The sequence below is a fragment of the Pseudomonas umsongensis genome (assembly GCF_002236105.1).
GTDB classification, from domain to species: domain Bacteria; phylum Pseudomonadota; class Gammaproteobacteria; order Pseudomonadales; family Pseudomonadaceae; genus Aquipseudomonas; species Aquipseudomonas umsongensis.
The window spans coordinates 678585-696705 of the sequence record NZ_NIWU01000002.1; the positions used below are offsets into that span (position 1 = coordinate 678585).

The following is an 18121-nucleotide window of genomic DNA, read 5'->3' on the forward strand; positions in this document are numbered from 1 at the left end:
AACGCGGAGCGTCCCTTGAGGTATTCCCACGCAGAGCGTGGGAACGATCAGGCCCGCATCGCTGCGGGCCTGATCGTTCAAGCGGTGGAGCAGGGGGGGCTTAACCCGCCACCAACACCCGGATCGCTTCCAGTCGCAGCGCAGCCTTGTCGAGCATCGCCAGGCCTTGTTCGCGTTGCTTGCGCAAGGCAACCAGTTCGCTGTCACGAACGGTCGGGTTGACCGCTTGCAGCGCGGTCAGGCGTGCCAGTTCTTCTTCGGTATCGGCGGCCAGGCGGCGTTGCGCCTCTGCCACACGTTCGGCGTGACGTGGGTAGATCTTGTCCTCGCCAGCGTTGATCCGTGGCGTCAACTGATCGCGCTGGGCCTGGATGAACTTGTTGGCGCTGGCGCGCGGCACGCTTTCCAGTTGATCGTTCAAGGTCTCGAACGACACCCGGGCCGACAGGTCGTTGCCATTGGCATCGAGCAGGCAGCGCAGGGCGGCCGGCGGCAGGTAGCGGCCCAGTTGCAGTGAGCGCGGGGCAACCACTTCACTGACGTAGAGCAGTTCCAGCAACACGGTGCCAGGTTTCAGCGCCTTGTTCTTGATCAGCGCCACGGCGGTGTTGCCCATGGAGCCGGACAGCACCAGGTCCATGCCGCCCTGGACCATCGGGTGCTCCCAGGTGATGAACTGCATGTCTTCGCGAGACAGCGCCTGGTTGCGGTCGTAGGTGATGGTCACGCCTTCGTCGTCGCCCAGCGGGAAACTGGCGTCGAGCATTTTTTCGCTCGGCTTGAGGATCAGGGCGTTTTCCGAATGGTCTTCGCTGTCGATGCCAAATGCATCGAACAGGGTTTCCATGTAGATCGGCAGGGCGAACTGGTCGTCTTGCTCAAGAATCGCTTCGACCAGCGCATCGCCTTCGCCAGCACCACCGGAATTGAGTTCCAGCAAGCGGTCACGGCCAGTGTGCAGTTCGGCTTCCAGGCGCTCGCGCTCGGCACGGGCTTCGTCGATCAGCGCTTGCCACTCGCCATCGTCGGCTTCTTCGAGCAGCGGCAGCAGGCGCGGGCCAAACTGATGCTGCAGGGCGTTGCCGGTCGGGCAGGTATTGAGGAACGCGTTCAGGGCTTCGTGGTACCACTGGAACAGGCGCTCTTGCGGGCTGGTTTCCAGGTACGGCACGTGCAGTTCGATCGTGTGCTTCTGGCCGATCCGGTCCAGACGGCCGATACGTTGTTCAAGCAGGTCCGGGTGCGATGGCAGATCGAACAGCACCAGGTGATGGGAGAACTGGAAGTTGCGGCCTTCACTGCCGATTTCCGAGCAGATCAGCACTTGCGCGCCAAACTCTTCGTCGGCGAAGTAGGCGGCGGCGCGGTCCCGCTCGAGGATGTTCATGCCCTCGTGGAACACCGTGGCCGGGATGCCGGAACGCACGCGCAACGCGTCTTCCAGGTCCATGGCGGTTTCGGCATGGGCGCAGATCACCAGCACCTTGGTGCGCTTGAGCATTTTCAACTGGTCGATCAGCCACTCGACACGCGGGTCGAATTTCCACCAGCGCTCTTCTTCGCTAGCGTCCGGCTGGGCCTGGAAGCTGACTTCCGGGTACAGCTCGGCGTGATCGCCCAGTGGCAGTTCAAGGTATTCGTCCGGGCACGGCAGCGGGTAAGGATGCAGTTTGCGCTCCGGGAAACCCTGGACCGCCGCTCGGGTATTACGGAACAGCACGCGGCCGGTGCCGTGGCGGTCCAGCAGTTCGCGCACCAGGCGGGCGCTGGCTTCGGTGTCGCCATCGTTGACGGCGGTCAGCAGGGCTTCGCCTTCGTTACCGAGGAAGCCGTGAATTGTTTCATGGGCTTTCGGCGACAGGCGACCTTTTTCCAGCAGTTCCTGAACGGCCTCGGCCACCGGGCGATAGTTTTCGCTCTCGGCGCGGAAGGCGGCCAGGTCGTGGAAGCGGTTCGGATCGAGCAGGCGCAAACGCGCGAAGTGACTGTCCTGGCCCAACTGTTCCGGGGTTGCGGTCAACAGCAAGACGCCCGGGATCGTTTCAGCAAGTTGCTCGACCAGAGAGTATTCAGGGCTGACCTGATCTTCGTGCCACACCAGGTGATGTGCTTCGTCGACCACCAGCAAGTCCCAACCGGCTGCGAACAGCGCGTCCTGGGCTTTCTCGTCGTCGACCAACCACTCCAGGGCCACCAGGGCGAGCTGGGTGTCCTCGAACGGGTTGGAGGCATCGCTTTCGATGAAGCGTTCTTCGTCGAACAGCGCGACCTGCAGGTTGAAGCGACGGCGCATCTCTACCAGCCACTGGTGCTGGAGGTTTTCCGGTACCAGGATCAGCACGCGATTGGCGCGGCCCGAGAGCAATTGGCGATGGATCACCAGGCCGGCTTCAATGGTTTTGCCCAGGCCTACTTCGTCTGCCAGCAACACCCGTGGCGCAATCCGGTCGGCCACTTCGCGGGCGATGTGCAGCTGGTGCGCGATCGGTTGCGCACGCACGCCACCCAGGCCCCACAGCGACGACTGCAGTTGGCGGCTGGTGTGTTCCAGAGTGTGATAGCGCAGGGCGAACCAGGCCAGGGGGTCGATCTGCCCGGCGAACAGACGGTCGCTGGCGAGACGGAACTGGATGAAGTTCGACAGTTGGGTTTCCGGCAGGGTGACTACTTCGTTCTGCGCGTTGAGGCCGTGGTAGACCAGCAGGCCATCGATGTCGTCGACTTCGCGAACGGTCAGTTTCCAGCCTTCGAAGTGAGTGATGGTGTCACCCGGCGAAAACCGTACACGTGTGAGGGGCGCATTCCGTAGCGCGTACTGGCGAGTGTCGCCAGTGGCCGGGTAGAGCACGGTCAGCAAGCGGCCGTCCTGTGCCAGAACGGTGCCCAAACCCAGCTCCGCTTCGCTGTCACTGATCCAGCGTTGCCCCGGTTGATACTGCTGCGCCATGCTGCCTGACTCCCACCTTGAAAAAGCGGGCTATCTTAACGGAATCAGGTCTCCAGACCAAAGGAATACCTGTGCGGGAACTGCCTTGGGCTACGATCCTTTGATCTTGCCAGGCTGAAGAAATCGTAGCCTGTGGCAGTTCTTGTCGTGCCGATAGACACACAGTTTGCGACCGATGGCTCAAGTCGCCGTCGCCGCGGCCGACAGCCTGCAGACAGGAGACCGAAAAAATATGCTGCAACCGATGCTCCCCTTGAGTGCCGTGCCGATCACTTCCCAGCACGACCCGGTCCGCCCGCGCCCGGACATCGCGCCCGTCGTGCCGATGCAGGAAAGCGCCAGCGACAGCACCATCGACCTGCAACATCGTGATCCAGAAGAGGCCGCCCTGCTGCTGCGCGAGGAGCAGCGGCGCAAGCAAGAGCAGCAAAGGCGCCGCCGTGAGGCCGATGAAGACCCTGAGGCGCACCTGGCGATCCCGGGTAACGAACTCAATGCCGACAACACCGTGCCGGTGGCCCCGTTGATGGAAGGCCAGCCTCGCCAGGGACTGTGGGTCGATATCGAGATTTGAGCCGGTGGCTGGTCAGCGCCGTCGCCAGACCGCATTATTGGCACAATCCCGCCGATACCTGCGGCAATTGAATTTCATTTCAAGCGATGCACTGACGCCATGAGCCAAGATGACAAGCTGATCGACCTTAATGCCGAACGCGCCAAGCGTGTCCACGATCTCAACGACAAGCGCCTGAATGAAGTGCGCCAGGCGTTCGAGCAGGCCATGCCGTTGGGCAAGGCGAAGAAAAAGCCGAAGAACAAACCGAAAAAGCGTTGAATCCCCCTGCATCGATTGATGCAGGTCAGTTTTTCCCTCCTTCTATGCCCGGTCCCGGGCAACATTGATCCCGGTCAATATTCTCTCCTGCCCAAATGGTTACCTTGGCTCCATCGCAACAGGGCAACTGCAGGAGACGCGTCATGTTTTTCGACAACGTGGTGATCGCCGGAGTGCTGACCGTCAGCCTCATGTTGGTGTTTTTTGCAGGGTTCGGATTCTTTATCTGGAAAGACTCGCACAAGCGCAAAAAGCCGTAGGTCTTTCTGGATGCAATGAGCACGCAAGGCATTTTGGGCAACTTCGGTTGCCCTTTTTTTTGTCTGCGATTCCTGTCGAGACGTAGCAAGCCCAATGTGGGAGCGAGCCTGCTCGCGAAGACGGAGGTCGTCGCAATGAAAATGGCGACAGGTTAGTCGCTTTCGCGAGCAGGCTCGCTCCCACATTGGAACAGTGGTGATTGAATGAAAGCGGTAATAAAAAAGGCGCGGTCCTCACGGAGCGCGCCTTTTTTCGTACGACTGCGTATCAGCTACCCAGTGCCTTCGACGCCAGCCAGAACAGGCCGGCCGACAGGGCGACCGTGGCTGGCAGGGTCAATACCCAGGCCAGCAGGATGGTCTTGACGGTGCCGCCTTGCAGGCCGCTTTTGTTGGCGACCATGGTGCCGGCCACGCCCGAGGACAGGACGTGGGTGGTGGACACTGGCAGGCTGAAGATGTTGGCCATGCCGATCAGGCTCGCCGTGGTGATCTGCGCCGACATGCCTTGGGAATAGGTCATGCCTTGCTTGCCGATCTTCTCGCCGATGGTCAGCACCACGCGTTTCCAGCCAACCATGGTACCCAGGCCCAAGGCCAGGGCGACCGCCAGAATGACCCAGAACGGAGCGTATTCGGTGGTGGTGGTCAGGTCCTTGCGCAACTTGTCGAGGTCAGCCTTTTCCCGGGCGCCCAGGATTGGCAACTTGCTGACTTTCTTCGCCGTGTCGTCCAGGCACAGCAGGTAACGGCGTACTTCGATGCGGCTTTCCGACGACAGCGAGTGGTAGTCAGATACACCTTTGAGTGTGCCAAGCAGAGCGTCGATGGTCGGTTCGGTCTGCTGCGGGTTGCAGCGGAATTTCTCCGGCAGATCGCCTTCGACGCTTTTGCCCAGTGCCAGGAACTCGCCCAGGGAGTCGGCATTGCGCTTGTAGAACTGGCTCAAGTGCAAGGTGGCATCGCGGGTACGTTCGATCTGGTAGGTGGTGCTGTTCAGGTCGAGCACGAATTGCGCCGGCACGATACCGATCAGCACCAGCATGATCAGGCCGATACCTTTCTGGCCATCGTTGGAACCGTGCACGAAGCTCACGGCCATGGCGGAGATCACCAGCACCAGGCGGTTCCAGAACGGCGGGTGTTTCTTGTCGTCGATCTTGCGGCGCTGTTCCGGCGTCTTGTGCATCTTCGACAGCGGACGCCACCATTTAAGGCCGATCAAAATCAGCGCGGCAATCAGGAAGCCTGCCATCGGCGAGAACACCAGCGACATGGCGATATCGATCGCCTTCTGCCAGTTCACCCCGTCGGCCAACGCAATATCGTTGATCAAGGCATTGGCCAGGCCTACGCCGAGGATCGAACCGATCAGCGTGTGGGAGCTGGAGGCCGGGATACCGAAGTACCAAGTGCCCAGGTTCCAGGTGATGGCCGCCGCGAGCAGCGAGAAAACCATTGCCAGGCCGTGGCCGGTGTTCACGTTGATCAGCAGTTCAACCGGTAGCAGGTGAACAATGGCATACGCCACGCCCACGCCACCGAGCAATACGCCGAGGAAATTGAACACACCGGAAAAGAACACCGCCAGATGTGGGGGCATGGCTTTGGTGTAGATAACAGTGGCTACCGCGTTAGCGGTGTCATGAAATCCATTGATGAACTCGAAGGCGAGGACAAAAGCCAGGGCGAGCAAGAGGCTCACAAGCACCCAAGCATCCAGTCCGCTGAATAAATCGATCATGAAGGTTTTCTGACCCGGTCATAAGGGGGCGCGATTATGCCAGAAAAGACTGGAAATCGATGCACTTGCTGCTCATCGGTAACATTCTTCAACGAATTATTTTGCAACGGTGCCGATAACCCCCGTGAATTACAGGGTTTTGCAAGTGATTGAATTTCTTTGAGAAGCCCGCAGGCACAGGGGTTTGCCTCACCTGAAGGGGGGGTGAGCATGCTTGTATGAAATTTCTGAAAAAAGGGTCAGATTCGAGCCTTCGACCTCGTCCGGTGGGCAAGGCGGCCGCTGCCCGCTCGTAGCGGGCGCAAAAGGCAATATCTATACATTCCGCTTTTAACGGATGCAACGCAGACCCCGGCAGGCATTCAAGCCCAGGCCTTCATGGCTCCTCGGCTTTGAGTTCCTTTTCCATTTTTTCCAGTTCTTGCTTGAAAACCTGATCCTGAACGGTGGCGCGTTTGCGCCATGGCTTGCGTTCCGGTTCTGGCTGGGCGGCGTAGGTGGTGACTTCCCCGCCGTAAACTTCCTTGTAACGTTGTTCCTGGCGCTCAAGTTCCGCGCGCAGTTCGTCTTTTGTCACGGTGCTACCTGATTGAGATGAGATGAGTTCTGGTGAAACGCACTGCACCTGATGTATTGACCGCACGCATCGAATGCAAAAAGCCTTTGCAGGCATCGCGTTTACGACAGGGCGATCATTACTTCCATGTTGCAGGCGGCCACGGCACCAGAGATAAACAGCTGACGTAGCATCAGATCCTGTTTCAGCGAGCGCGTTGGCGCGATGCGGATGCAGTCGGCGTCAGGTGCTTGCTGTGGAGAGCGGCGATGGAACATCGCGCCACCGGGTAGCGGTATCGGCCAATAAAAATCCGAATGGCTACTGAACTACATTATAGCGAGCGATTTACAGAACACTATCACGAGAGAGTTAAAAGTGGATCTTGATGTGTGATTGTTTTTTACCCATAACCGTAACTGGCAACTAGGGCATAGGAGGATGCCACACTACGGTGATGTCTTTCTGACGTCATTAAGTCGCACAACTTAAGACAGTTACATTGCGTCATGAAGTCTGCAGCGCTTGCACAAAAAAACTTGTATCGATGGCTGCATGGGCGATTGCGTCGTGAGCAGCATCGGTTGCGATTATCGCGCAATGGTTCGATAATCGCCCGATGATACCGAGTCGGGCTTGTATACCCTGCACCCAGTGCCCTGTAATAGCTCGCCGATCCGTCCGGGAAAAGGACCTTGTATGAACGATCAACTGCGCAACTCCTTCGCTTCGGTGGCACCGCCGATCGTCGCTTCACCCGCCAAGCGCATCCAGGCCCTGACCGGTGATCCGGATTTCATGACCTCGCTGGCGCGTGGACTGGCCGTGGTGCAAGCCTTCCAGGAGCGCAAGCGGCACTTGACCATTGCGCAGATCAGCCATCGTACGGAAATTCCCCGCGCCGCCGTGCGACGTTGCCTGCACACGCTGATCAAACTCGGTTATGCCACGACCGATGGCCGAACGTATTCGTTGTTGCCCAAAGTCCTGACCCTGGGCCATGCCTATGTGTCCTCGACGCCGCTGGCGGTTTCTGCGCAACCCTACCTGGACCGCATGAGCGAGCAACTCCACGAGGCCTGCAACATGGCTACCCTGGAAGGCGATGACATTTTATATATCGCGCGTTCGGCGACCACCCAGCGCCTGATTTCGGTCGACCTTTCGGTGGGCGGGCGCCTGCCGGCCTATTGCACGTCGATGGGCAGGATCCTGCTCGCCGCCCTCGATGACAGTTCATTGCGCGAGTATCTCGACCACGCCGACCTGCAAGCCAAGACCAGTCGAACCATTCATACCCCCCAAGCCTTGCTCGAATGCCTGCAGGAAGTACGTCAGCAGGGTTGGTGCATCGTCGATCAAGAGCTCGAGCAGGGGCTACGTTCGATCGCCGTCCCGGTATACGACGCTTCCGGCCAGGTGGTCGCGGCTCTCAACGTCAGTACCCACGCCGGTCGGGTTAGCCGCAGCGAGCTCGAGCAGCGTTTCCTGCCCGGCCTGCTGAGTGCCAGTCGTGACCTCAGTACCCAGCTGTTTTCCTAAGCTGTTCGATAATCGCACAGACTCGCGTTTGACGAATTGACGCTCTTTCCCTTGCCTCATTAATGTCGCGCCAGCGCCACCCGGCGCTGGCGATCTCGATCCGGCTCCGGACGACGACCCCATAATAATGAGAAGAGGCACCCATGCGCACATTCCCTGACTGTCGCCGTTCTCCCCGGTTATTTTGCCGGAGCTCGATCACCTGATCCCGGCTCCCCCTTTCTCGTGACAGCCTCGTTAGAGGTTGATATCTGTTCGACTGCGTTCTTTGCGTGGAAAAAAATAATGAACCAGCCCCAGTCTGCTGTAGGTAACTGCCTCGACGTGCAGTCCTTCATCAATGCCCAACCCATTTCGCGCTATCAGTGGCGAGTGGTGATCCTGTGTTTCCTGATTGTCTTCCTCGATGGTCTCGATACGGCGGCGATGGGCTTCATCGCGCCCGCCCTGTCCGAGGATTGGGGTATCGATCGCGCCAGCCTTGGCCCGGTGATGAGTGCGGCGCTGATCGGCATGGTCTTCGGGGCGTTGGGCTCCGGGCCGCTGGCTGACCGGTTTGGGCGAAAGGTCGTTCTGGTCGGGGCTGTGCTGCTGTTCGGTGCCTTCAGCCTGGCTTCGGCCTACAGCACCAACGTCGACCAGTTGCTGGTGTTGCGCTTCCTGACCGGCCTCGGCTTGGGCGCGGGCATGCCCAACGCCACGACCCTGTTGTCGGAGTACACCCCGGAGCGCAAGAAATCCCTGCTGGTGACCAGCATGTTCTGCGGCTTCAACCTGGGCATGGCCGGTGGCGGATTCATTTCGGCCAAGCTGATCCCCGCGTTCGGCTGGCATAGCTTGCTGTTGATCGGCGGGATCCTGCCGTTGATCCTCGGCGTCGTGTTGCTGATCTGGCTACCCGAATCGGCGCGTTTTCTGGTCGTGCGTAATCGTGGCACCGACAAAGTACGCAAGACGCTGGCACCCATCGACCCGAAGGTAGTGGCCCAGGCATCGAGCTTCAGCGTGCCGGAACAGAAAACCGTGAAGGCGCGCAACGTGTTTGCCGTGATCTTCTCCGGCACCTACAGCGTCGGCACCTTGCTGCTATGGCTGACCTACTTCATGGGCCTGGTGATCGTTTACCTGCTGACCAGCTGGCTGCCGACCCTGATGCGCGACAGCGGTGCGAGCATGGAGCAGGCCGCGTTCATCGGCGCGCTGTTCCAGTTCGGCGGGGTGTTGAGCGCGGTGGGCGTTGGCTGGGCCATGGATCGCTTCAATCCGCATAAGGTCATCGGTACTTTCTATCTGTTGGCCGGGGTGTTTGCCTACGCGGTAGGGCAGAGCCTGGGCAATATCACCTTACTGGCGACCCTGGTGTTGGTGGCGGGCATGTGTGTCAACGGTGCGCAATCGGCGATGCCTTCGCTGGCGGCGCGGTTTTATCCGACTCAAGGGCGTGCCACCGGGGTGTCATGGATGCTCGGGATTGGCCGCTTCGGCGCGATCCTCGGTGCATGGATGGGCGCGACACTGCTGGGCCTGGGCTGGAATTTCGAGCAAGTGCTGACGGCGCTGGTGATTCCGGCGGCTTTGGCGACTGCGGCAGTGGTGATCAAGGGTGTGGTCAGTCATGCGGATGCGACCTGATCATGGCTTGAAATAGCGGTGTGGCAGCAAAGATCGCAGCCTGCGGCAGCTCCTACAGGTGTATGCATCCCTCTGTAGGAGCTGCCGCAGGCTGCGATCATTTGAAGCAAGATAAAACGGTAGCCTGACAACAATGTGTTCGATAAACGAACACTCAGTCGATTATCGGATTGTTTGGTGTGGGGCACGCGCTTAATCTTTAACCACTCCGGCGCTGCGCATCGGCGCCTTTTTATCAGTTGGTTAATAACAAACGGGAGCCTGCCCCGATGGCTGAAATTCTTTCGCTGCACGACGCGGTAAAGCAATTCGTGAACGACGGCGATACGGTCGCACTCGAAGGCTTTACCCATCTGATCCCGACAGCGGCGGGTCACGAAATCATTCGCCAGGGCAAGAAAGACCTGACCCTGGTGCGGATGACCCCCGACCTGATCTACGACCAGTTGATCGGTGCCGGTTGTGCGCGCAAGCTGATTTTCTCCTGGGGCGGCAACCCGGGTGTCGGTTCGTTGCATCGTCTGCGTGACGCCGTCGAGAAGCAGTGGCCCCATCCCCTGGAAATTGAAGAACACAGTCACGCCGACCTGGCTAACGCCTATGTTGCCGGCGCTTCCGGGCTGCCGTTCGCGGTGCTGCGTGCCTACGCCGGTTCTGACCTGCCGAAAGTCAACCCACTGATCAAGTCCGTCACCTGCCCGTTCACCGGTGAAGTGCTCGCCGCCGTGCCTTCGGTACGCCCGGATATCACCGTGATTCACGCGCAAAAAGCCGACCGCAAGGGCAACGTGCTGTTGTGGGGCATTCTCGGCGTGCAGAAAGAAGCCGCGCTGGCTGCCAAGCGCTGCATCGTCACCGTTGAGGAAATCGTCGACGACCTGAACGCACCGATGAACTCCTGTGTCCTGCCCACCTGGGCCCTGAGCGCGGTTTGCCACGTCCCTGGTGGCGCGCATCCGTCCTACGCCCATGGTTACAACGAGCGGGACAACCGTTTCTACCAGGCCTGGGACCCGATTGCCCGCGACCGTGAAACCTTCACTGCATGGATCAACGAGTACATCCATGGCAGCGCTGACTTCAGCGAGTTCCAGGCCAAACTGGCCGCCGCTTCGGAGGCGAAGTAATGACTTACACCACCAATGAAATGATGACCGTGGCTGCCGCCCGCAGGCTGAAGAACGGTTCTGTGTGCTTCGTGGGTATCGGCCTGCCGTCGAAAGCGGCCAACCTGGCGCGCCTGACGTCCTCGCCGGACGTGGTCCTGATCTACGAATCGGGCCCAATCGGCGCCAAGCCGAGCGTACTGCCACTGTCGATCGGTGATGGTGAACTGGCGGAAACCGCTGATACCGTGGTCCCGACCGGTGAGATTTTCCGCTACTGGCTGCAGGGCGGGCGTATCGACGTCGGTTTCCTCGGCGCTGCGCAAGTCGACCGTTTCGGCAACATCAACACCACCGTGGTCGGTGATTACCATGCACCGAAAGTGCGTCTGCCGGGTGCCGGTGGCGCGCCGGAGATTGCTGGTTCCGCCAAGAGCGTGCTGATCATTCTCAAGCAGTCGTCGCGTTCGTTCGTCGACAAACTCGATTTCATCACTTCGGTCGGCCATGGCGAGGGTGGTGATTCACGCAAGCGTCTGGGCCTGCCGGGCGCCGGTCCAGTGGGAATCATTACCGACTTGTGCATCATGGAGCCGGAAGCCGACACCCACGAGTTCGTGGTCACCGCACTGCACCCGGGCGTGACCCGCGAGCAAGTGGTCGCGGCGACCGGTTGGCCGATCCGCTTTGCCGATAGCGTCGACACCACTGCCGAGCCGACCGAAGTCGAGCTGACCGCGCTGCGTGATCTGGAAGCCCGCACCGCAGCCGCCCACGGCCAAACCCCAGGAGAAGCATGATGCGTGAAGTTTATATCTGCGACGCGATTCGTACCCCCATCGGCCGTTTCGGCGGAGGCTTGTCGGCGGTTCGCGCCGACGACCTGGCCGCCGTGCCGATCAAGGCCTTGATGGAGCGCAACCCGTCGGTGGACTGGAATGCAGTGGACGAGGTGTTCCTCGGCTGTGCCAACCAGGCCGGTGAAGACAACCGCAACGTGGCGCGCATGGCGCTGCTGTTGGCGGGTCTGCCGGAAACCATTCCCGGCGTGACCCTTAATCGCCTGTGCGCTTCGGGCATGGATGCCATCGGTACCGCGTTCCGCGCCATCGCCAGTGGCGAAATGGAGCTGGCGATTGCGGGTGGCGTCGAATCGATGTCCCGCGCGCCGTTCGTGATGGGCAAGGCGGACGCCGCGTTCTCGCGCAACATGAAGCTGGAAGACACTACCATTGGCTGGCGCTTCATCAACCCGTTGATGAAGGCCCAGTACGGTGTGGATGCGATGCCGCAGACCGCCGACAACGTCGCCGACGATTATCAAGTGTCCCGTGAAGATCAGGACGCTTTCGCCCTGCGCAGCCAGCAACGCACCGCTGCCGCGCAAGCCGCGGGCTTTTTCGCCGAAGAAATCGTCGAAGTGCGCATTGCCCACAAGAAGGGTGAAACAGTGGTCAGCCAGGATGAGCATCCGCGCGCCGACACGTCCCTGGAAACCCTGGCCAAACTCAAACCGGTCAATGGCCCGGACAAAACCGTCACCGCCGGCAACGCTTCCGGTGTGAACGACGGCGCGGCGGCCTTGATCCTGGCCTCGGCCGAAGCGGTGAAAAAGCACGGTCTGACCGCTCGCGCCAAAGTATTGGGCATGGCCAGCGCCGGTGTTGCACCTCGGGTGATGGGTATTGGCCCGGTGCCAGCGGTGCGCAAGTTGACCGAACGCCTGGGTGTGGCGGTCAGCGATTTCGACGTCATCGAACTCAACGAAGCGTTCGCCAGCCAAGGCCTGGCGGTACTGCGTGAACTGGGGCTGGCGGACGACGCACCTCAAGTCAACCCGAACGGTGGTGCCATTGCCTTGGGGCATCCGTTGGGCATGAGCGGTGCACGACTGGTTTTGACAGCCCTGCATCAGCTGGAAAAAAACGGTGGCAAAAAAGGTCTGGCGACCATGTGCGTCGGTGTCGGCCAGGGTCTGGCCCTGGCGATCGAGCGCGTCTGACGCGCTCGAAAAGACTTATAAGAACTGAGGAATGTTTCATGACTGACAAGCCTGGTTACCGTCGCCCGCAGGAAGGCACCCAGCCTGCCTACCTGCACCCGACCTATCAATCCACCAACCTGCGCTCGCCGTCCAAGCCGCTAGTGTTCTTGCCGCACTCGTTGTCGGAAATCACCGGTCCTACCGTTGGTGCCGAGCGCATCAACGAGAAGGACAACGACCTGACCGCCCAGCACGAAGGGCAGCCTCAGGGTGAGCGCATCATCATCCACGGCCGTGTGCTGGATGAAAACGGCCTGCCGGTGCCGGGGATCCTGGTGGAGATCTGGCAAGCCAACGCCGCCGGACGCTACAACCATCCCCGGGACCTGCACGATGCACCGCTGGACCCGAACTTCACCGGCACCGGCCGTACCGTGACCGATGCCGATGGCTGGTACCAGTTCCAGACCATCAAGCCCGGCGCGTATCCATGGGGTAACCACCACAACGCCTGGCGTCCGGCGCACATCCATTTCTCGCTGTTCGGGCCGAGCATCCTGACGCGCCTGGTCACGCAGATGTATTTCCCCGGGGACCCGCTGCTGGCGTACGACCCGATCTACAACTGCGTGCCCGATACCAGTGCCAAGGAGCGTTTGATCGCCAGTTTCGATCTGGAAAAAACCATCCCTTCCTACGCCCTCGGTTATCGCTGGGACATCGTATTGCGTGGCCGCGACGCCACGCCGATGGAGAAATAAGATGACGCTGACTGCGACCACGTCCCACACCGTAGGGCCTTACTACCATATCGGCCTGACCTGGCTTAATCGCGAAAACCTGACCGTCGAACAAACCCTGGGCGAGCGCGTGGCGATCACCGGGCAAGTGGTCGATGGCAACGGTGATGTCGTCAACGACGCGATGCTGGAAGTCTGGCAGGCCAACGCCGCCGGCAAGTACGACCACCCTGAAGACGATCAGGACAAACCCCTGGACCCGAACTTCGAAGGCTTTGGCCGGGTGCCGGTGGACGCCGAAGGGCGTTTCCGCTTTACCACCATCAAGCCGGGCACGGTTCAAGGCCTCAAGGGCACGACCCAGGCGCCGCACCTGGTGGTGCTGGTGTTTGCCCGTGGTTTGGTAAAGCACTTGCTGACGCGGATCTACTTCGATGGCGAACCGGCCAACGTGGACGACCCGTTGCTCGAATGCGTTCCGGCCGAGCGCCGCAGCACCTTGCTGGCCAAGCAGGATGCCAGCGGTGTTTATCAGTGGAATGTGATTCTGCAGGGCACTGATGCCGAGACGGTGTTCTTCGATTATTGAGAACGCCGTAAATCCCTGTGGGAGCGAGCCTGCTCGCGAAAGCGGACTGACAGTCGACATGGATGTTGAATGGAGCGGCCTCTTCGCGAGCAGGCTCGCTCCTACAAGGGAATCGTGTTGGTGATCCATCTGCGGAACGGGACTGTTACAAAGTGTGTCTAGACTCTCACTGTCCCCATTGAGTGAACAAAACAATGACAACCCCAACTACAGCTCCTGCAGCGCTCTACACAGGCGAAGAACGCAGCAAGCGGATCTTCGCCATCGTCGGCGCATCGTCGGGCAACCTCGTCGAATGGTTCGACTTCTACGTCTACGCCTTCTGCGCGATCTATTTCGCGCCAGCCTTTTTCCCGTCCGACAACCCCACGGTGCAGTTGGTCAACACAGCGGGCGTCTTTGCCGCCGGGTTCCTGATGCGTCCGATTGGCGGCTGGATTTTCGGCCGTCTCGCAGACAAGCACGGGCGCAAGAATTCGATGCTGATATCGATTCTGATGATGTGCTTCGGTTCGTTGCTCATCGCCTGTCTGCCCACCTACAAGGACATCGGGGTCTGGGCCCCGATCATGTTGCTGTTCGCCCGTTTGCTCCAGGGCCTGTCGGTGGGCGGCGAATACGGCACCACCGCTACCTACATGAGCGAAGTCGCCCTCAAGGGCCAGCGCGGTTTCTTCGCCTCGTTCCAGTACGTAACCCTGATCGGCGGGCAGTTGCTGGCGGTGTCGTTGGTGGTGGTCCTGCAACAGTTCCTCTCCGAGGATGACTTGCGTGCCTACGGCTGGCGGATTCCGTTCGTGGTCGGTGCCATGGCGGCCTTGGTTTCGCTGTACCTGCGTCGTTCGCTGAAAGAAACCACCAGCAAGGAAATGCGCGAAAACAAGGACGCCGGCAGCATTCGCGCGTTGTTCCGCGACCATAAAGCCGCGTTCATCACCGTGCTCGGTTACACCGCCGGCGGCTCGCTGATTTTCTACACCTTCACCACGTACATGCAGAAATACCTGGTGAACACCGCCGGCATGCACGCCAAGACCGCCAGCTACATCATGACCGGCGCACTGTTCCTTTATATGTGCATGCAGCCGATCTTCGGCATGCTCTCGGACAAGATCGGCCGCCGGAACTCGATGCTGTGGTTTGGCGCACTCGGCACGCTGTGCACCGTGCCGATACTGCTCAGCCTGAAAAGCGTCACCAGTCCATTCCTGGCCTTCGTGCTGATTACCCTGGCGCTGGCGATCGTCAGTTTCTACACCTCGATCAGCGGTCTGGTAAAAGCCGAAATGTTCCCGCCTGAGGTGCGTGCACTGGGTGTTGGCCTGGCTTACGCGGTGGCGAATGCAATCTTCGGCGGTTCGGCGGAATATGTTGCCCTGAGCCTCAAGGCAGTCGGCATGGAAAACTCCTTCTACTGGTACGTGACGTTGATGATGGCGATAGCGTTCCTGTTCAGCCTGCGTCTGCCCAAGCATGCGAAGTATCTAGAAAACGACCTTTGATCCACATCCGCGGGCCTGAGCGGCCCGCGCCTCCAGGGACTGTTTATGAACGAGCGACCGGGCAATCAATTGTTCGATGCCTATTTCACTGCCAGCGATATGCGCGAAGTGTTCTGCGATCAGGGCCGGGTCCAGGCCATGCTCGATTTCGAAGCGGCGCTGGCCCGGGCCGAAGCGCGGGTCGGCGTGATTCCGCCTACCGCGGTGGCACCGATTGAAGCGGCGTGCCAGGCCGGGCATTACGATTTTGCCGCCCTCGGCGAGGCAATTGCCACGGCGGGTAATTCGGCGATCCCGTTGGTCAAGGCGCTGGGCAAGCAAATCGCCGCGAGCGATGCGCAAGCCGAACGCTACGTGCATCTGGGCGCCACCAGCCAGGATGTAATGGATAGCGGCCTGGTGTTGCAATTGCGCCGGGCGCTGGAATTGATCGACAGCGATCTGGCGCAACTGGGCGACACCCTCGCCACCCAGGCCCAACGTCATGTCGCCACGCCACTGGCCGGGCGCACCTGGTTGCAACATGCGACGCCGGTGACCCTCGGCATGAAAATCGCCGGTTGGCTGGGCGCCGTCACCCGCAGCCGTCAACGTCTGCAAGAGCTCAGGCCGCGCCTGCTGGTGCTGCAATTCGGTGGCGCCTCCGGAACCCTCGCGGCCCTCGGTGAACAGGCGATGCCGATTGCCCAGGCGTTGGCCGAAGAGCTGCAACTGAGCTTGCCCGACCAACCCTGGCACACTCAGCGCGATCGCCTGGTGGAGTTTGGCTCGGTGCTCGGATTGATCGCCGGTAGTCTCGGCAAGCTCGGTCGCGATATCAGCTTGCTGATGCAAACCGAAGCCGCCGAGGTGTTCGAGCCTTCGGCGCCGGGCAAGGGTGGCTCTTCGACCATGCCGCATAAACGCAATCCAGTCGGCGCGGCGGTGCTGATTGGCGCGGCGACTCGCGTGCCAGGCCTGCTGTCGACACTGTTCAGCGCCATGCCGCAGGAGCACGAGCGCAGCCTGGGGCTTTGGCATGCCGAGTGGGAAACCCTGCCGGAAATTTGCTGCCTGGTGTCCGGCAGTCTCAAGCAGGCGCTGCTGGTCACAGGCGGCCTGGAAGTGGACGCCGAACGCATGGCCCGCAATCTCGACCTGACCCAGGGCCTGGTGCTCGCCGAAGCGGTGAGCATCGTCCTCGCACAACGGGTCGGCCGCGACACCGCGCATCACCTGCTGGAACAATGCTGCAAACGCGCCGTCGCCGAACAACGCCATTTGCGTGCCGTACTTGGTGACGAACCGCAAGTGACTGCCGAGCTGTCGGCCACTGAACTCGATCATCTGCTGGACCCCGCCCATTATCTCGGTCAGGCCCGTACCTGGGTCGAGCGAGCGGTGGCTGAACACTCTGCAATGACTGCCTGAAGGAGACTGCTGTGGCTTTCGTAAAACTCGCCGATGGCGAACTGCACTACCAAATTCAAGGGCCGCAACTTGATGGGCCGGTCGATGCGCCGGTGCTGGTGCTGTCCAACTCGCTGGGCACCGACCTGCACATGTGGGACGCGCAGATTCCGGCGTTCACGGAGCACTTTCGTGTGCTGCGTTTCGACACCCGCGGCCACGGCCAATCGTTGGTGACACCGGGCCCTTACAGCATCGAACAACTGGGCCGTGACGTATTGGCACTGCTGGATGCCTTGCACATCGAACGCGCACATTTCTGCGGCCTGTCCATGGGCGGCCTGATCGGCCAGTGGCTGGGGATCAACGCCGGCGAACGTCTGAATAAGCTGATCGTGTGCAACACGGCGGCGAAAATCGGCGATCCGTCGATCTGGAACCCGCGTATCGAAACGGTGTTGCGTGACGGTCAGGCAGCGATGGTCGCCTTGCGCGATGCCTCGATTGCACGCTGGTTCACCCCGGACTTCTCCGAAGCCAACCCGGCGGCGGCCAAGCAGATTACCGACATGCTGGCGGCGACATCGCCTGAAGGCTATGCGGCCAACTGTGCGGCGGTGCGCGATGCCGATTTCCGCGATCAGTTGTCCTCGATCAAGGCGCCGCTGCTGGTGATCGCCGGCACCCAGGATGCGGTCACGCCGCCGTCCGGCGGGCACTTCATCCAGGAGCACGTGCCGGGTGCCGAGTACGCCGAGTTCTATGCCGCGCACTTGTCCAACGTCCAGGCCGGCGCTGATTTCAGCGACCGCGTGCTGGCCTTCCTGACGGCTCGTTGAGGGGAATTCCGTGGACGAGAAACAACGTTACGACGAGGGCATGAAGGTCCGTCGCGCTGTTCTGGGCGATGCCCATGTCGATCGCAGCCTGACCACCCTGACCGAGTTCAACTCGGAGTTCCAGGAAATGATCACCCGCCACGCCTGGGGCGACATCTGGACCCGTCCGGGCCTGCCGCGTCACACCCGCAGCCTGATCACCATCGCCATGCTGATCGGCATGAACCGCGAGGGCGAACTCAAACTGCACCTGCGCGCCGCCGCCAACAATGGCGTGAGCCGTAGCGAGATCAAGGAAGTGATCATGCAGAGCGCGATCTACTGCGGGATTCCGGCAGCCAATGCGACGTTCCACCTGGCTGAGTCGGTGTGGGATGAGTTGGGGGTTGAATCGCGGGAGTGATCCCCCGCGATTGATCGTTCCCACGCTCTGCGTGGGAATGCCTCAACGGACGC

General features: G+C 60.7%; 18 protein-coding genes. 14 read left to right on the top strand and 4 right to left on the bottom strand.

All coding sequences use genetic code 11. The annotated features are described in order from the left end of the window. Nucleotides 1-100 precede the first annotated feature (100 nt). Nucleotides 101-2947, bottom strand: a complete 2847-nt coding sequence (gene rapA / locus PSUM_RS13430) for an RNA polymerase-associated protein RapA (RefSeq protein WP_020798332.1) — start codon at nt 2945-2947, stop codon at nt 101-103. A gap of 232 nt (nt 2948-3179) precedes the next feature. On the opposite strand from rapA, the gene PSUM_RS13435 reads away from it, so the two are divergent. The 3 genes from PSUM_RS13435 (at nt 3180) to ccoM (ending at nt 4042) form a co-directional block, all read left to right on the top strand. Then, the gene (locus tag PSUM_RS13435) at nt 3180-3521 is read left to right on the top strand and encodes an aspartate-semialdehyde dehydrogenase (RefSeq protein WP_083348363.1); all 342 of its coding nucleotides are present in this window, start codon (nt 3180-3182) and stop codon (nt 3519-3521) included. A 99-nt stretch (nt 3522-3620) separates the two neighbouring features. Then, on the top strand, nt 3621-3782 hold the full coding sequence (locus PSUM_RS31845; RefSeq protein WP_008016476.1) for a hypothetical protein: 162 nt from the start codon (nt 3621-3623) through the stop codon (nt 3780-3782). A 143-nt stretch (nt 3783-3925) separates the two neighbouring features. Further along, nucleotides 3926-4042 carry a cytochrome c oxidase subunit CcoM gene (gene ccoM / locus PSUM_RS32365; RefSeq protein WP_008056860.1) on the top strand — a complete coding sequence of 39 codons (117 nt, stop codon included), beginning with the start codon at nt 3926-3928 and terminating at the stop codon, nt 4040-4042. Nucleotides 4043-4310: 268 nt separating this feature from the next. Here the strand turns inward: ccoM and PSUM_RS13445 are convergent, their stop codons facing one another. From PSUM_RS13445 to PSUM_RS31715, 3 genes are all read right to left on the bottom strand, one after another. Beyond that, entirely contained in the window at nt 4311-5786 is a 1476-nt protein-coding gene (locus PSUM_RS13445; protein ID WP_020798335.1) for an inorganic phosphate transporter, read from the bottom strand. Between the two features lie 376 nt (nt 5787-6162). After that, nucleotides 6163-6363 carry a hypothetical protein gene (locus PSUM_RS13450; protein ID WP_008056863.1) on the bottom strand — a complete coding sequence of 67 codons (201 nt, stop codon included), beginning with the start codon at nt 6361-6363 and terminating at the stop codon, nt 6163-6165. A 101-nt stretch (nt 6364-6464) separates the two neighbouring features. Then, the gene (locus PSUM_RS31715; RefSeq protein WP_020798337.1) at nt 6465-6620 is read right to left on the bottom strand and encodes a hypothetical protein; all 156 of its coding nucleotides are present in this window, start codon (nt 6618-6620) and stop codon (nt 6465-6467) included. 421 nt (nt 6621-7041) lie between these two features. Between PSUM_RS31715 and pcaR the strand changes: the two genes are divergently transcribed. From pcaR to pcaC, 11 genes are all read left to right on the top strand, one after another. Further along, on the top strand, nt 7042-7884 hold the full coding sequence (gene pcaR, locus PSUM_RS13455) for a pca regulon transcriptional regulator PcaR (RefSeq protein ID WP_020798338.1): 843 nt from the start codon (nt 7042-7044) through the stop codon (nt 7882-7884). Between the two features lie 285 nt (nt 7885-8169). After that, nucleotides 8170-9516, top strand: a complete 1347-nt coding sequence (gene pcaK, locus PSUM_RS13460) for a 4-hydroxybenzoate transporter PcaK (protein ID WP_083348364.1) — start codon at nt 8170-8172, stop codon at nt 9514-9516. 269 nt (nt 9517-9785) lie between these two features. Further along, nucleotides 9786-10643: a CoA transferase subunit A gene (locus tag PSUM_RS13465; RefSeq protein WP_020798340.1), complete on the top strand. Its 858-nt coding sequence runs from the start codon at nt 9786-9788 to the stop codon at nt 10641-10643. Then, nucleotides 10643-11422 (top strand): CoA-transferase subunit beta, encoded by a 780-nt coding sequence (locus PSUM_RS13470; protein WP_020798341.1) that lies wholly within the window; start codon nt 10643-10645, stop codon nt 11420-11422. The genes PSUM_RS13465 and PSUM_RS13470 overlap by 1 nt, the downstream gene beginning before the upstream one ends. Then, the gene (pcaF, locus tag PSUM_RS13475; protein WP_020798342.1) at nt 11419-12624 is read left to right on the top strand and encodes a 3-oxoadipyl-CoA thiolase; all 1206 of its coding nucleotides are present in this window, start codon (nt 11419-11421) and stop codon (nt 12622-12624) included. Before PSUM_RS13470 ends, pcaF begins: the two co-directional genes overlap by 4 nt. 38 nt (nt 12625-12662) lie before the next feature. After that, nucleotides 12663-13367 carry a protocatechuate 3,4-dioxygenase subunit beta gene (gene pcaH, locus PSUM_RS13480; RefSeq protein ID WP_033043621.1) on the top strand — a complete coding sequence of 235 codons (705 nt, stop codon included), beginning with the start codon at nt 12663-12665 and terminating at the stop codon, nt 13365-13367. A 1-nt stretch (nt 13368) separates the two neighbouring features. Beyond that, on the top strand, nt 13369-13935 hold the full coding sequence (pcaG, locus tag PSUM_RS13485) for a protocatechuate 3,4-dioxygenase subunit alpha (protein WP_083348365.1): 567 nt from the start codon (nt 13369-13371) through the stop codon (nt 13933-13935). Nucleotides 13936-14129: 194 nt separating this feature from the next. Then, nucleotides 14130-15437 (top strand): MFS family transporter, encoded by a 1308-nt coding sequence (locus PSUM_RS13490; protein WP_083348366.1) that lies wholly within the window; start codon nt 14130-14132, stop codon nt 15435-15437. A gap of 45 nt (nt 15438-15482) precedes the next feature. Next, a complete protein-coding gene (locus tag PSUM_RS13495; protein ID WP_020798346.1) occupies nt 15483-16847 on the top strand; it encodes a 3-carboxy-cis,cis-muconate cycloisomerase in 1365 nt (454 codons plus the stop codon). 11 nt (nt 16848-16858) lie between these two features. Continuing rightward, nucleotides 16859-17665, top strand: coding sequence for a 3-oxoadipate enol-lactonase (pcaD, locus tag PSUM_RS13500; protein ID WP_020798347.1), 807 nt, complete (start codon nt 16859-16861; stop codon nt 17663-17665). Between the two features lie 10 nt (nt 17666-17675). Next, nucleotides 17676-18068 carry a 4-carboxymuconolactone decarboxylase gene (pcaC, locus tag PSUM_RS13505; protein ID WP_020798348.1) on the top strand — a complete coding sequence of 131 codons (393 nt, stop codon included), beginning with the start codon at nt 17676-17678 and terminating at the stop codon, nt 18066-18068. Nucleotides 18069-18121: the final 53 nt, after the last annotated feature.